The 14,790-nt window shown below is 41.4% G+C and carries 10 protein-coding genes; all 10 read left to right on the top strand.

Annotation, left to right across the window (positions count from 1 at the left end):
* Nucleotides 1-34 precede the first annotated feature (34 nt).
* The 10 genes from MTT29_RS04365 to dnaE all read left to right on the top strand — a co-directional run bounded on the left by MTT29_RS04365 (nt 35) and on the right by dnaE (nt 14,781).
* Complete coding sequence (locus MTT29_RS04365; protein WP_429799880.1) at nt 35-679, top strand: cupin domain-containing protein; 645 nt, start codon at nt 35-37, stop codon at nt 677-679.
* Between the two features lie 107 nt (nt 680-786).
* On the top strand, nt 787-1,947 hold the full coding sequence (locus tag MTT29_RS04360) for a multidrug effflux MFS transporter (RefSeq protein ID WP_429799879.1): 1,161 nt from the start codon (nt 787-789) through the stop codon (nt 1,945-1,947).
* On the top strand, nt 1,940-2,578 hold the full coding sequence (locus MTT29_RS04355; protein WP_429799878.1) for a uroporphyrinogen-III synthase: 639 nt from the start codon (nt 1,940-1,942) through the stop codon (nt 2,576-2,578). Before MTT29_RS04360 ends, MTT29_RS04355 begins: the two co-directional genes overlap by 8 nt.
* Before the next feature lie 232 nt (nt 2,579-2,810).
* Entirely contained in the window at nt 2,811-4,055 is a 1,245-nt protein-coding gene (purD, locus tag MTT29_RS04350; RefSeq protein ID WP_429799877.1) for a phosphoribosylamine--glycine ligase, read from the top strand.
* Entirely contained in the window at nt 4,052-4,501 is a 450-nt protein-coding gene (locus MTT29_RS04345) for an RDD family protein (RefSeq protein WP_429800456.1), read from the top strand. Before purD ends, MTT29_RS04345 begins: the two co-directional genes overlap by 4 nt.
* Nucleotides 4,494-6,656, top strand: a complete 2,163-nt coding sequence (locus MTT29_RS04340) for an LPS-assembly protein LptD (RefSeq protein WP_429799876.1) — start codon at nt 4,494-4,496, stop codon at nt 6,654-6,656. The genes MTT29_RS04345 and MTT29_RS04340 overlap by 8 nt, the downstream gene beginning before the upstream one ends.
* A gap of 12 nt (nt 6,657-6,668) precedes the next feature.
* Entirely contained in the window at nt 6,669-7,367 is a 699-nt protein-coding gene (locus MTT29_RS04335; protein WP_002941705.1) for a sodium:proton antiporter, read from the top strand.
* Nucleotides 7,357-9,555 carry a polyribonucleotide nucleotidyltransferase gene (locus MTT29_RS04330; RefSeq protein ID WP_429799875.1) on the top strand — a complete coding sequence of 733 codons (2,199 nt, stop codon included), beginning with the start codon at nt 7,357-7,359 and terminating at the stop codon, nt 9,553-9,555. The genes MTT29_RS04335 and MTT29_RS04330 overlap by 11 nt, the downstream gene beginning before the upstream one ends.
* Before the next feature lie 18 nt (nt 9,556-9,573).
* On the top strand, nt 9,574-10,425 hold the full coding sequence (locus MTT29_RS04325; protein ID WP_429799874.1) for a universal stress protein: 852 nt from the start codon (nt 9,574-9,576) through the stop codon (nt 10,423-10,425).
* 744 nt (nt 10,426-11,169) lie between these two features.
* The gene (dnaE, locus tag MTT29_RS04320; RefSeq protein WP_429799873.1) at nt 11,170-14,781 is read left to right on the top strand and encodes a DNA polymerase III subunit alpha; all 3,612 of its coding nucleotides are present in this window, start codon (nt 11,170-11,172) and stop codon (nt 14,779-14,781) included.
* Nucleotides 14,782-14,790: the final 9 nt, after the last annotated feature.

The raw sequence follows: 14,790 nt of genomic DNA, 5'->3' as shown, positions 1-14,790 counted from the left end.
TTGCATTATAATCCTTCGCAAAAAAGGATAAAAAATGAGTCAAATTTATAATCTCGATAAAGACACAAAGATAGTTGAAAAAAGCGTCGTTAGCAAAAGGCTCTTTCAAAACAAAAACGCAAGCATCGATATATACGCATTTGACGAGGGCGAGGAGCTCGATCACGAGATGCTTTTTATAGACAGCCTTGCATTCGTCATTGACGGCGAAGCGCAGCTTGAATACGGCAAAAAGCAAATGAAGCTTGGACACGACGAAGCCTGCCTTATCGAGGCAAAAACCTGGCGAAAGCTCAAATTTACAAAGAAAACAAAATATTTACTAATAGATTTTAAGGAGAATGTTATGATAGATCATTTAGACAAAGCGAGCGTTTTTAGCCTCGCAGGTGCCGTTAGCTACGAGAGTGGCAAGATAGTTAGCAAGACGCTTGTCAAAAACGAAAATGGCTCGATGTCGCTGCTTAGTTTTGACAAAGACCAAGAGCTCTCGACCCACGCAGCACCAGGCGACGCGCTACTTATCGCACTTGATGGCGAGCTTGATTTGAAAATAGCTGATGAGAGCTTTCATCTAGTAAAGGGCGATAGCATCGTGCTTCCAGGCAAGATCCCACACGGACTAAAAGTGAAAGATAAATTCAAAATGCTACTTATCGTCACAAAAGACAAAATGTAAAATAAGCCCTATTTTAGGGCTTTTCTCTTTTATAAATCACATTAAATTTACCCTTAATAACCCAAAAAGCAAAGTCATAATATAATCGTTTTTAAAAAAGAAGAGCGATGAGAAAAGAAAATTCCAAACTATTTTTACTGATATTTTTAGGCGTGCTCTCAGCCTTTGGACCATTTGTCACAGACCTTTACTTGCCAGCACTTCCAGCCATAACTGAGTGGTTTAGCACAAGCGTTTCAGCCACGCAGCTAACTATCACCACATCGATGGCAGGCCTTGCGATCGGTCAGCTAATAATTGGCCCAATCAGCGATAAATTTGGCCGAAAAACGCCACTTACCATCTCGCTCATCGTCTATACGGTAAGCACGATTTTTATATTTTTTGCGCAAAATATCCAGTTTTTTATCTTTATGCGTGTAATTCAAGGGCTTGCAAGTGCGGGCAGTCTTGTCATCTCAAGAGCCGTCGTGAGCGACCTTTATAAGGGTCACGAGATGACAAAATTCTTTAGCCTTATGATGGTTGTAAATGGCCTTGCTCCGATACTTTCGCCAATAGGTGGCAGCTTGTTGCTTAAATTTACCGACTGGCGCGGCATCTTTATGGCACTAACTATCATTGGCATTGTGCTATTTATCGCAAATTTTTACTTCAAAGAGAGCCTAAACCAGAGAGATCGCCTAAAAGTTCCTTTGCTTCAGACTTACGGCGTCTTTGGCAAAATTTTAAGAAAAAAGAAATTTATGCTCTTTATCGCGATCCAGACATTTACTATGGGCGCGATGTTTGCCTATATCGCGGCATCTTCTTTTATATTTCAGGATTTTTACTTGCTAAGCCCAGTAAGCTACAGCTTTTGTTTTGCGGCAAATGGTCTAGGCATCGTCATAGGTGCTAGGCTTGCAAGCCTAATAAATGAACGCAAAGCGCTAAAAACTGGGCTTTTTGGCACCTTGTTTGCTAGCATTTTTGTTGCACTCATGCTTTGCACTAAATTTGAAGTGATCGGCGTTATCATCGCATTTTTCTTGCTTTTGCTCTTTACTGGCTTTATCTTACCAACGGCCTCATCACTTGCGATGAACGAGGGCAGGGAGTATGCTGGCTCAGCCTCGGCAGTGCTTGGATTTTGCCCATTTTTCTTAGGCGGCGTCATCTCTCCGCTAGTTGGTCTTGGTGACATTTTTTACTCGACGTCAATAGCCATTTTAACTTGCAGCGTACTTGCTTTTATCTCATTTTTAGGGCTAAAAAGAGTTGCGTAAAATTTATCTTGTCTCAAACACAAAAACGGCTGATGAGAGCGTTATAAATTTAAGCGTTAGTAAGATCGAGTTTTTGAAATTTGAAATAAATTTAAGCGAATATGACGCGCTTTTAGCAACCTCTAAAAATGCCTTTAAAGCTTTAAAATTTAATGGCATTTCGCCTATAAATTTGCCAGTTTTTGCTATCGCAAATAGTTGCGCAGCGGCTGCAAGAGAGTTTGGTTTTAGTGAAATTTACACTGGGCAAAATGCTCATGGAGATGACTTTGCAAGAGAAATTTTACCACTTTTAAAAGGCAAAAAGGTGCTTTATCTAAAGGGCAAAGATAGCGCTTCAAATTTCTTAGAAATTTTGCAAGATGGCGGCGTAAATATAAAAGCAGTCATTGCTTATGAAAATGTCTTAAACCCTTGCAAAATGGAGCTAAAACCGCCAAAAGATAGCATTTTGATATTTGCGTCTCCGATAAATGTGAGAAATTTTCTAACTAATTTTGGCTGGGACGAGAGCTATCAGACGATAAGCATCGGAAAGGTCACTGCAAAAGAGCTAAAATTTAGCACGCCACTTGTTAGTCAAAGTCAAGATATAAACGCTTGTATCGCACTTGCCAAAACGTTACTTTAAGCAAAGAATTTATATAATTTTATTGCCTGAGTGAAGCGAGTCAGCATTTTACGGGGTCCAACACTTTTTTGTTAGCGAAAAGGTATGGGTGCCTTGCGATGTGGCTTCGTTTGAGCCTTAAACAGCGAGAAGTTGCAACCTTTTGGTATCCATCTATTTGCAAGATTGGCTTTGTTTATGGGCCACTCTTCTATGCGACGCCCACTTGGGTTTTTAAATTTACGGAGATAATATGAACATTCTCATAATAGGAAGTGGCGGCCGCGAATACGCCATTGCTCTAAAACTAAAAAGCGAAAAAAATATAAATTTATACTTTGCGCCCGGAAATGGTGCGACCTCACGCCTTGGTGAGAATTTAAACATAAAAGACTTTCATGAACTAGCTGAATTCGCTAAAAAAAATAATATCGAGCTAACTATCGTGGGACCTGAAGCGCCACTTAGCGAAGGCGTAGTGGATATATTTAAAAAAGAGGGTTTGCTCATCTTTGGACCAAGCAAAGCAGCAGCCAGACTTGAAGCTAGCAAGGCCTATATGAAGGACTTTTTAGCTAGAAATAATATAAAAACTGCAAAATATTTAAACACAGATGATAAAGAAAAAGCATTTAAATTTATTGATACCCTAAGCGCTCCGATGGTCGTAAAGGCTGATGGGCTTTGCGCTGGAAAAGGCGTGATCATCGCAAATTCTAAAGAAGAAGCCAAAGAGGCAGTTAGCGACATGCTAAGCGGGGCTAGCTTTGGTGATGCTGGCAAATTTGTGGTGGTTGAAGAGTTCTTAGACGGCTTTGAGTTAAGCTTTTTTGCCATTTGTGACGGCGAAAATTTTGTAAGCTTGCCAGTGGCGCAAGATCATAAACGCCTACTTGATAACGACGAGGGTCCAAATACTGGCGGCATGGGCGCTTATGCTCCAAGTCCGCTTGCTTCAAAAGAGCTTATAAAAAGGGTCGAAGAAGAGGTGGTAAAACCTACGTTAAAAGGGATGAAAAACGAGGGCAGTCCGTTTTGTGGAGTGCTTTTTGTGGGGCTGATGATCGTGAAAAATGAGCCTTATGTGCTTGAGTTTAACGTGAGATTTGGCGATCCTGAGTGCGAGGTCTTGATGCCATTGATCGACGGAAATTTGAGTGAAATTTTACTAAATGCTGCAAAAGGCGAGCTAAAGCCTATCAGCTTAAAAGATGAATTTGCTGTTGGTATCGTAATGTCTAGCAAAAACTATCCTTATAAAAGCAGCCCAAGGGCTAAAATTTCAGTTTTAAATGAGATAAAAGACGCCCATATAGCTTATGCAGGTGTTAGCAAAGAGGGTGATGAAATTTACGCAGATGGCGGCAGAGTGCTAGTCTGCGTGGCGACTGCAAAGAGCATAAAAGAGGCACGTGATAAGGCCTATGAGCTTTGCGAAAATGTCAAATTTGACGGAGCACACTATAGAAAAGATATCGCGTGGCAGGCTCTAAAATGAGTATGCAGATAGAAGAGAAGCTTCAAAACGAAGAAATTTCACTTGCCCCTTTTGCTAAAAGGATCATGGCGTTTTCTATCGATGAGATCATAGTTTCGTGTCTTTTTATGATCATCTATTGGGAGTCACTTTCTACTAGCACTAACTATGATGATGCTAGAAATTTAGTATTAAATTTATTTTGGCAAGTGGTCGCTTTAAAAGTCATCTATCACACATTTTTTGTTTGGTATTATGGTGCAAGCCCTGGGCAGATGATAACAAAGACGATGTGTATAAATGTAGAAATTTTAGATAAGCCAAATTTAACTCAAAGTCTTGTTAGGGCAATCTTTAGGATAGTTAGTGAAGCTTGTTTTTATCTTGGCTTTGCATGGGCACTTTCAAACCCTGCAAGGCAGACGTGGCAAGACAAAATAGCAAAAACAGTGGTGATAAATGCGTAAAATTTTATTTTTAATTCCGGTTTGTGTTTTTAGTTTAAGTGCAGCAGTGCAAGATGTGCAGCTATTAGCTGATGACGTGAAGCAAGATAAGGGCATCGTAACGGCAAATAAAAACGTCGTTGTATATTCGCAAGAGTATCTTGTGACAGCTGATTGCGCTGTCTATGATCAAAATAACTCCGTCATCGAGCTCTTTGGCAATGTCAATATGATGAAAGGTAAAGACGAGGTCTCTCGCTCAAACTACGCCAAGCTAAATTTAAAAAACAACAACGCTGCCTTTGAGTCACTCTTTATGATGAACAAAGACATGGAAGTGTGGATGAGAAGTGACGAGAGCAGCTCTGATAGCGAGTACTACAGAGTAAGAAAGGCTATGGTTTCAAGCTGTAATGTCCAAGATCCTGACTGGAGCATCACTTCAAGCTCAGCAATGCTAAACAAACAGAGTAAATTTTTGCACCTTTTTAACCCAGTCTTTCGCATAGCAAATGTGCCAGTCTTTTACTTGCCATATTTTGGCTTCTCAACTGATACCACAAGAAGGACAGGTCTTTTGCCACCAGAGCTTGGATACGGCAAGTCAGAGGGTTTTTACTATAAGCAGCCAGTATATTTTGCGCCTTATAATGAGTGGGATTTGGAGTTTGATCCGCAGATAAGAACAAACAGAGGCGCTGGAATTTACGGCGCTTTTAGATTTACTGATTCGCCTGATTCAAGAGGTGAGATCAGCTTTGGTTCATTTACTGATAAAAATAGCTACCGAGCCAAGCAAAAAGGCGAGACTTCAAACAGAGCTGAGCTAAAAAACAAAACCCATAAAGGTGTCGGTCTAAAATATGAAAGAGATAAGCTCATAAAATACCTTAGTGAGGCTGATCTGCAAGAGGGTATGTGGATAGATGCAACCAAGCTAAATGACATAGACTATCTAAATTTAAAGGGCAGGGACGACGACTACGACTCACTTGTGACCTCTAAATTTAACTACTTCATAGCAAATGACGATCACTACTTTGGCGCCTATGCGAAATACTACATAGATACCGAAAAGATCGGCTCAAAGAACGAAAACAAAGATACGCTTCAAGAGCTTCCATCGCTTCAGTATCATAAATTTACAGACGACATAGTCTTGCCAAACATCTTATATTCAATCGATCTTCAATCGCACAGATATGATAGAAAGATAGGCGTTAGAGCGACTCAGTATGAATTTACACTCCCAGCTTCAGTGCATGTGCCACTGTTTGATGATAGCTTAACATTTTCATTTTACGAGTATCTTTACGCTTCAAGGATAAACTACGAAAACAAGATAAATTCATTTGATGACAAAAGAGAAGATAAACACGCAAATTTTGTAAATAACTACCATAAATTTGCTCTTCACACAGACCTTGCAAAGGCGTATGAGAGCTTTTATCACACTTTAAATTTTGGTGCTGAGTACTTGCTGCCGGGCTATAGAAAAGGAAATTTAGACGACGAGTTTATCTACGATAAAGATCTAAATGAGTATGAAAATTTCTTAGCTCAAGATCAGAGCAAAGAGGAAGTTTCTGGCTATTTGACGCAGTATTTCTTTAACGGCAGTGGCAGAAAAGTCGTAAAACACAGCATCTCACAAGGTTACTACACAAAAGATGATGAGTATTCAAATTTAAAAAATGCCATCTACCTATATCCGTTTGAGAATTTTAGCCTTTATAACAAGCTAGAGTATTCACACAAAGACAGAGAGCTTAAAAAGGTGCAAAACGGACTTTACTATACGCACGATCTATTTTGGATAAATATGCTCCATACGATGAAAAAGAGCGATAGCCTTGCTAAAAACAGCGCAACAAAAGATAGCTACTTTACAAGCAGTGCAGGCGTGAAGCTCCCTCATCAATATAGCCTAATTGGCGGCTGGCAATACGACGTTGAGAGAAGCTACACAAAGAGCTGGAGAGTTGGTGTGCTTCATCAAAGAAAGTGCTGGAACTACGGGCTAATTTATCAACACGATGTCGAGCCGACAACAACGACAAATGGCTCAGCCTCAACTAAGAAAAGTGGTATCTACTTTACTATAAATTTCTATCCGATGGGCGGCTTGCACTATGACTTTTCACAAAGCAGCACCACTTCATCAAGTAGTAAATAAGATGGCTAGATAATGGCAAGCGTTAAATTTAAAGATCAACTAGATGCAGCCAATAAGCTCATCGAGATCTTGCCAAAAAAAGAGCTAAATGACGCTAAGACGATAGTTCTTTGCATGTCGCTTGAGTCAGTTATCCTGACTGATGTGGTCTGCAGAGGGCTAAATTTAAGCTATGAGATGCTCTTTAGCGAGCCAATACCTGCGCCAAACAACAGTGAATGTGACGTAGCGATAGTTAGCGAAACTGAGGATATCGTGCTAAACGACCCTCTCATAAAAGCTTTTAACATAAGCTATGACTACATCTATGGCGAGGCGCATAGAAAATATGAAGAGAAAATTTTAAAAAATGTATATAAATATAGAAAAGGAAATTTGATAGGAGAGCTAAAGGGCAAGAATATTTTACTGATCGATGAGGGGTGTGAGACTGGCATGACGGCACTCATCTGCATAAAGACGCTGCTTGATGTGAAGGTAAAATCCATCTCATACGCAACGCCGATGATAGCAACTGATGTCTTTGCAAATTTAAATGATATGGTCGATGAAATTTACACGATAAACAAGATCGTTGATTTTATCGATGTGGATTCGTATTACGAGAAAAAGATCGAGGCTACGAGCGAGCGCATCATGTCGATATTAGAAGAGAGCCCTCACTATTTACCGTTACAAAAACAACAAGGAGATAAAAATAATGCAATATAGTATAGAAGTCAATAATCAGGTCGAAATTTTTGACCTTAATAAAGTAGCTAAACAAGCTAGCGGGGCAGTGCTTTTAAGAGTGAAAAACACCGTAGTTTTAGCAACTGTGGCAAGAGAAGATGTGCAAGTTGAAGAGGACTTTTTGCCTCTAACGGTGCAATACATCGAAAAAGCTTACGCTGCTGGTAAAATCCCAGGCGGTTACGTCAAGCGTGAGACCAAGCCAGGCGACTTTGAGACGCTAACAGCTCGCATCATAGATAGATCACTTCGCCCACTTTTCCCAAAAGGCTACGCATACCCAACGCAGATCGTTGTCATGGTGCTTTCAGCTGATCCTGAGGTTGATTTGCAAGTTGTGAGCCTAAATGCGGCTTCAGTTGCACTTTACCTTAGCGATATCCCAGTAAATCGCCCAGTTTGTGGCGTGAGAGTTGGATATATAGATGATAAATTTGTCATAAACCCAAGCAACTCTGAGCTAAAACAAAGTGCGATCGATCTTTATGTTGCTGGCACAAAAGATGAGCTTTTGATGATCGAGATGAGAAGCTTGCCTCAGCAAACTACGCAGCTCATACCGATGGTAGCGATAGAGCCGATGATAGATCCAAGCCTAAGCGATAGCATGGCACAAAAGCAAGTGATGAATGAATTTAGCGAAGACAAGATGGTTGAAGCGATCGACTTTGCTGGCAAGGCCATACTAAGAGCTAGCAACGCTTATGAAGAGGCGTTTAAAGAGCATAAAAAAGAGGATGCAGCGCTTGAGCTAAAACCTGAGATAGAAAATGAAAATATCGCTATTTACATCGATAAATTTTATAAAGCAGAGGTTAAAAACGCGATCAACCAAATGGCAAAGAGTGAGCGTGCTAGCGAGCTTGGCAAGATCGCTAAACAAATTTCAAGCGATGAGGTAGCTCAAAAAGAGGGCTGGGACGAGGCTGTTATCTCGAATGTCCTTGGTAAATATAAAAAGAAAATAGTAAGAGAGCAGATCATAAACGAGGGCGTTAGAGCCGATGGACGCGGACTTGAAGAGGTTAGGCCTATTAGCATCGAGACAAATGTCCTTCCAAACGCTCACGGCTCATGCCTCTTTACAAGAGGGCAAACTCAAGCGCTAGTTGTCGCTACACTTGGCACAGATAGCGATGCTCAGATGTATGACATCCTTACCGAAAAAGCTCCTTTGGTTGAGAAATTTATGTTTAACTACAATTTCCCAGGCTTTAGCGTAGGCGAAGCAAGCCCGCTTAAAGCTCCAGGCAGGCGTGAGCTTGGACATGGAAATTTAGCCAAACGTGCCCTTGCACCAAGCATCGATCTAGCTTCTCCATATACGATAAGGGTCGTTTCAGAAATTTTAGAGAGCAACGGTTCAAGCTCTATGGCTAGTGTTTGCGGTGGTTCGCTCGCACTTAGAGCTGCTGGGGTCAATACCCAAAAACTAGTTGCAGGTGTTGCGATGGGTCTTATATTTGAAGGCGATAAGCACGCAGTTTTAACTGATATCATGGGACTTGAAGACCACGACGGCGATATGGACTTTAAGGTTGCTGGCACAAGTGATGGCATCACAGCGCTTCAGATGGACATCAAGCTTGGAGGCATCAGCCTAGAGGTGCTAAAAGAGGCACTTTATCAAGCAAAACGCGGCAGAGAGCATATCCTTGCTCTAATGACACAGGCTGATAAAAATATAGAGATAAACGAAGACGTGCTTCCAAAACTTGAGCTATTTAGCGTTGATCCAAGCAAGATAGTAGATATCATCGGTCAAGCTGGCAAGACGATAAAAGAGATCATCGAGAAATTTGAAGTTTCAATCGACCTTGATAGAGAAAAAGGCGAGGTCAAAATAGCAGGTGGCGCCAAGAAAAACGTCGATGCGGCAAAAGACTACATCATCTCTATCACTTCAAAAGAGAACTCTCGCTCATTTGGCAAAAAGCCATTTAAACACGACAAGGACCGTGTAAAACCGACATTTAATATCGGAGATGAGTTTGTTGGAAGCGTAAAAAGCGTGGTTGATTTTGGAGTATTTATCGAGCTAAAAGACGGTGTTGATGGTCTGCTTCACATCTCGAAGATAAAGAGCCCATTAAACGTAGGCGATCAGGTAAAAGTGTGTGTGAGCGAGCAAAAAGGAAACAAAATTTCGCTCTCTTTGGTTGAATAAATTTTTAAAGGATAGATGATGAAATACAAAAAGTTGCTTTTTCCAATAGGAGCAGGGGACGATATCGAGCCAAGAATTTACGGTGCTTTAAAGGTCGCACAATGGTTTAAAGCTCACATGGAGATCCTCACTTGCCAACTAGATCCAAGCGTGGTTTATAATATGAAAATGACGCTTCGTGGTGGAGTGCTTTTTGAGGAATTCTTAAAATCAGCCAAGTCAGAGCTTGCGGTTGAGCACGAAGAGAACGAAAAGCTTTTTAATAAAATTTGCGCAGAGCTAGGCATAAAGGTGAGCGACGAGGTCATCGAAGATGTCTGCACTGCAAATTTCACGATCCATAATGGAAAAAGAAGCGCCATAGTTGAGCAAGAGAGTAAATTTTGCGATCTAGTCGTAGCTGCAGTGCCACTTGATGGCAAGATCACTGGCACATTTGAGTCAGCTGTTTTAAAAAGTGGTAAAAATGCGATCGTTATCCCTAGAAAGATGCGTGATTTTAAAACTGATAACATCCTTGTAAGCTGGACAGGAACAACTCAAAGCTCAAGAGCTCTAACTGGTGCGATCGATCTTTTAAAGAGCGCTAAAAAAGTTCAATGTATCACTTCAAAAGCAAGCCTTGGTGATAATGCCGAGCTAAATCTTAAAAAACTTGAAGAGTATTTTAAGGTTCATAATATCAGTGCTAGTTTTGAAGTTATAGCAACTACAACGATACCTGGCGAGGCACTTTTAAAAGCTGCAAATGATAGAAATGCGGACCTTATCGTAGCTAGCAGATACGGTGAGAACGGACTAATGGAGATGGTTCTTGGCGGAACATCAAGATTTTTCTTAGAACATACAAATATCCCAGTTTATCTATAATGGATTGCGGCTTAGCCCGCGATCTAATTTTTTAAAATATTTTTTGTTTTACAAAATTTAAACTTTCATTCATCCTCAAGAATTGACTACTAAAATTTGACTTCGCTTGCAGCTTAGCTCAAATTTTAGAGCCGAAATTACTCGTTCATGAAATTTTAAAATTTGCTAGAAATTTCTTAAAAATAAATTGCATGCAGTGCAAAGCACTAAAGCATGCTACCTCTAACGTCGTCGGGGTTAGTGGATTGTTAAGGGGGAAGGGAGCGACTTCGTAATTCAAGCCTATTCCCCCTTAATAAAGAAATAAAACTTTAAATTTCTAAAAATCTTTTTACAAATTTTAAAATTCCATTCACTCGCAAGAGTTGGCTACTAAAATTACTCGTTCATGAAATTTTAAAATTTGTAAAAAATAGTTTTTTTAGAAATTTAAAGTTTTTATCAAAAGGGAGACAAGGGGACTTAAATTACGAAGCCGTCCCCTTATCCCCCTTTTTAAATCCCCTAAACCCCTCGCACGTTAGAAGGGCATGCAAAGGTGCTGGCGCACTGCATGCGATTAGAAACTCGATCAAATTTTAAAATTTGTCAGACGCTAAATAGCGCAGCGCGGTAGCATAATCGCGCGCTTTGCTCTTACTACATACTGAAAAATATCTAAATTTTTAAAGCTCCCATTAAGCTTTCATCAAGCGCCTTATTAGCCAAAATTTTGTAAAATCCGCTCATTAAAAAGGATAAAAAATGAGTGAAAATTCTGGCTTTACACACCTACATTTACACACCGAATACTCCCTACTAGACGGAGCAAACAAGATAGAAGAGCTAGCTCATACGCTCCATGACAGAGGCGACACGGCAGCAGCGATCACGGATCACGGCAACATGTTTGGCGCGATTGATTTTTACAAAAAGATGAAAAAAAATGGTATAAAACCGCTAATTGGCATCGAGGCTTACGTGCATAATGGCGAGCAGCTTGACGACAAGAGCACCAAACAGCGCTTTCACCTCATCCTAATCGCCAAAAACGAGACTGGCTACAAAAATTTGATGTATCTTAGCTCCATGAGCTATATCGAGGGCTTTTACTACTATCCTCGTATCAATAAAAAAATCTTAAAAGAGCACAGCGAGGGCCTAGTTTGCAGCTCTGCTTGCTTGCAGGGCGAGGTGAGCTGGCATCTAAATTTAAGCGAGCGTAACGTTAAATTTGGCGCTAAAGGCTACGAGCGGGCAAAAGAGGTCGCGCTTGAGTATAAAGAAATTTTTGGCGATGACTTTTACCTTGAGATCATGCGCCACGGCATCGGCGATCAAAGGCGCATAGACGATGACATTTTGCGTATCGCAAAAGAGACTGGCATCAAGGTCATCGCCACAAACGATACCCACTACACTTTTAAAGAAAGAGCCGCCGCACACGAGGTTTTCATGTGCATCGCGATGAACAAAACCTTAGACGACCCAAACCGACTTCGCCACAGCGTCCATGAGTTTTTTGTCAAAAGCAAAGAGCAGATGAATGAGCTATTTTTAGATATCCCTGAAGTGATAGAAAATACCCAAGAGATCGTGGATAAGTGCAACCTTGAGATCAAGCTTGGCAACCCAACTCCGCCAAATTTTAAATTTACTCTTGAGTGCGCCAAGGAGAGAAATTTGACCCTCCCAGAGCCAGAAAACAGATATAGCTTCAAAAATGACGCTGTATTTTTCGAGCATGAGTGCAGAAAGGGCCTTGAAGAGAGGCTGAAATTTGTCCCTGAAAATTTACACGAAGAGTATAGAAAGCGCCTTGAGATAGAGATCGGCATCATCAATAAGATGAATTTCCCAGGATATATGATGATCGTTTGGGACTTCATCAACGAAGCCAAGCGAAGAGGCGTGCCAGTTGGCCCAGGACGTGGCTCTGCGGCTGGTAGCTTGGTCGCTTACTCGCTAAAGATAACTGACCTTGATCCTATCCCATACAACCTGCTTTTTGAGAGATTTCTAAACCCAGAGCGCGTTAGCATGCCAGATATCGACGTGGATTTTTGCCAAAGCAGACGTGGCGAGATCATCGACTATGTCACGCAAAAATACGGCAAATTTAACGTCGCTGGCGTTATTACATTTGGTAAGTTGCTCGCAAAAGGTGTCATCAGAGACGTCGCTAGAGTTTGCGACATGCCTTATGCGGAGGCTGATGCGATGGCAAAACTTATCCCTGATGAGCTAAATATCACGCTAAAAGATGCCTATGAAAAAGAGCCAAAGATAGCTGAGCTCATCAGCCAAAACGCAAAAGCGGCTAAAATTTGGAAATTTGCCCTTGATCTTGAGGGGCTAAACAGAAACGCCGGTCAGCACGCAGCGGGTGTTGTCATCTCAAACGAAGAGCTTTGGAACAAAACCCCGCTATTTCGCCAACCAAACAGCCCAGAAGATCGCTTTGTCACTCAGTATAGCCTCAAATACCTTGAAGACGTTGATTTAATAAAATTTGACTTTCTTGGCCTTAAGACGCTAACGGTTATCGACAATGCGATAAAGCTCGTTAAACAGCGCACCGGCAAGGACATCATCTGGGAGCAGGTCGATAAAAACGACTCTGGCGTTTATAAGATGATACAAAGTGGCCAAGCCATCGGCATCTTTCAGATAGAGGGCGAGGGCATGAGAAAGCTAGGAACTAGCCTGCGCCCAGACTGCTTTGAGGATATCGTCGCGATGCTAGCACTTTATCGCCCAGGGCCGATGGAGAGTGGCATGCTTGATGACTTCGTCAAAAGAAAACATGGTGAGGCGGCGATCACATACGCATTTAAGGAGCTTGAACCGATCCTTGCGCCAACATACGGCGTCATAGTCTATCAAGAACAGGTCATGCAGATCGTGCAAGCCATAGGCGGCTTTAGCTTAGGCGGTGCGGACCTTGTGCGCCGTGCGATGGGTAAAAAGATCAAAGAGGAGATGGACAGGCTAAAGGGCGAGTTTGTAAAAGGTGCTGAGGCAAAGGGGCTAAACGGACAAAAGGCGGATGATCTTTTCGAGCTGATCGTTAAATTTGCAGGATATGGCTTTAACAAGTCTCACTCGGCAGCCTACGCCTACGTTACGTTTCAGACGGCCTATCTGAAGGCTTACTATCCGGCTGAATTTATGGCGGCACTTTTAACAAGCGAGGAGAGTAACGTCGATAAGATCGTTCGCTACATCGATGAGATAAAACGCATAAACATCGATACTTTGCCGCCATCTATCAACAAATCAACCAAAGAATTTAGCGTCGTTAAAAATGAGGGTCACGATGGTATTATTTTTGGTCTTGGGGCGATTAAAGGCGTTGGTGGAGCGGCAATTGAGAACATCATCGCTGAGCGCGACGCAAAGGGCGAGTTTAAGAGCATGGATGACTTTGTCTCAAGGATCGATCCATTTAAGGTTAATAAAAAGGTCTTTGAAAGCCTTATAAAAGCTGGTTGCTTCGATGAGTTTGGCTTTAGCCGTAAGATGCTTTTACAAAATGTAGAAAATATCGTAGAAGCTTGCAAAAATGCAGCCCAGATACGTAAAAACGCGGCTGAGAGCCTCTTTGGCGAAGATGATAGTATGAATGATGTGAAGATAAATTTCGTCACTATAGATGATGAATTTGACATCAAACAGATCTTGAAATTTGAACAAGAGAGCGTTGGCATCTACCTCTCAGGTCACCCGCTTGATGACTATAAAGACGAGATAAATAAGATCAAATACACGCTTAGTTCGGAGTTTGAGAGCTTGCCGCAGAGTGCTGAAATCTTAGTGGTTGGTAAGATCGAGGACTTTGCTACGAGGATCACAAAAAGTGGCAAAAAAATGGGTACTATAAATGTGCTTGACTTTCACGGCAACATCGAGATCGCCGTCTTTGAAAGGGAGCTTGGCAACATCGAAGATATCGTAAAAGACGAGGCAAAGCGCGATCTGCCTTATGCCTTTAGGATAAATATCTCGCGCGACGATCAGTTTGTAAGGACAAATTTAAACGAGGTTTATAGCCTAGAAGATGCGCAAAATTTAGACTTTAAGACTAGAAAGCTAAAGCAAAACTCTAAATTTAGCAAAAACGAAGAGGCGAGCGCTCCTCAAAAAGCAAGAGAGTATGCCGAACTAGAGGTGCTTTTAAGCCTTAGCGAGCTTAGCAGGCAAAAGCTAGAGCAAATTTACTCGCTAGTTTTTAGCAAAAATGCTCCAAATAATCAAAAACGGCTAATTTTGAAGATAAAAAATGAAGCAACTGGGCAAATTTTCATCTATAAGACTGAGTTTATCGTAAGTGATGATGTAGGCGAAGAGATAGAAAAGCTAGCCGCTTCAGCGTAAATTTAAGGA

This window comes from Campylobacter concisus (assembly GCF_050447485.1).
Taxonomy (GTDB): domain Bacteria; phylum Campylobacterota; class Campylobacteria; order Campylobacterales; family Campylobacteraceae; genus Campylobacter_A; species Campylobacter_A concisus_BQ.
The sequence above is the reverse complement of the archived record's forward strand: the minus strand, read 5'-3'. Positions and strand labels throughout refer to the sequence as shown.

Excerpts from the sequence above, each read along its gene's own strand:
- MTT29_RS04365 (WP_429799880.1), top strand. The coding sequence starts at position 35 with ATGAGTCAAATTTATAATCTCGATAAAGACACAAAGATAGTTGAAAAA.
- MTT29_RS04360 (WP_429799879.1), top strand. The coding sequence starts at position 787 with ATGAGAAAAGAAAATTCCAAACTATTTTTACTGATATTTTTAGGCGTG.
- purD (WP_429799877.1), top strand. The coding sequence starts at position 2,811 with ATGAACATTCTCATAATAGGAAGTGGCGGCCGCGAATACGCCATTGCT.
- MTT29_RS04345 (WP_429800456.1), top strand. The coding sequence starts at position 4,052 with ATGAGTATGCAGATAGAAGAGAAGCTTCAAAACGAAGAAATTTCACTT.
- MTT29_RS04340 (WP_429799876.1), top strand. The coding sequence starts at position 4,494 with ATGCGTAAAATTTTATTTTTAATTCCGGTTTGTGTTTTTAGTTTAAGT.
- MTT29_RS04335 (WP_002941705.1), top strand. The coding sequence starts at position 6,669 with ATGGCAAGCGTTAAATTTAAAGATCAACTAGATGCAGCCAATAAGCTC.
- MTT29_RS04330 (WP_429799875.1), top strand. The coding sequence starts at position 7,357 with ATGCAATATAGTATAGAAGTCAATAATCAGGTCGAAATTTTTGACCTT.
- MTT29_RS04325 (WP_429799874.1), top strand. The coding sequence starts at position 9,574 with ATGAAATACAAAAAGTTGCTTTTTCCAATAGGAGCAGGGGACGATATC.
- dnaE (WP_429799873.1), top strand. The coding sequence starts at position 11,170 with ATGAGTGAAAATTCTGGCTTTACACACCTACATTTACACACCGAATAC.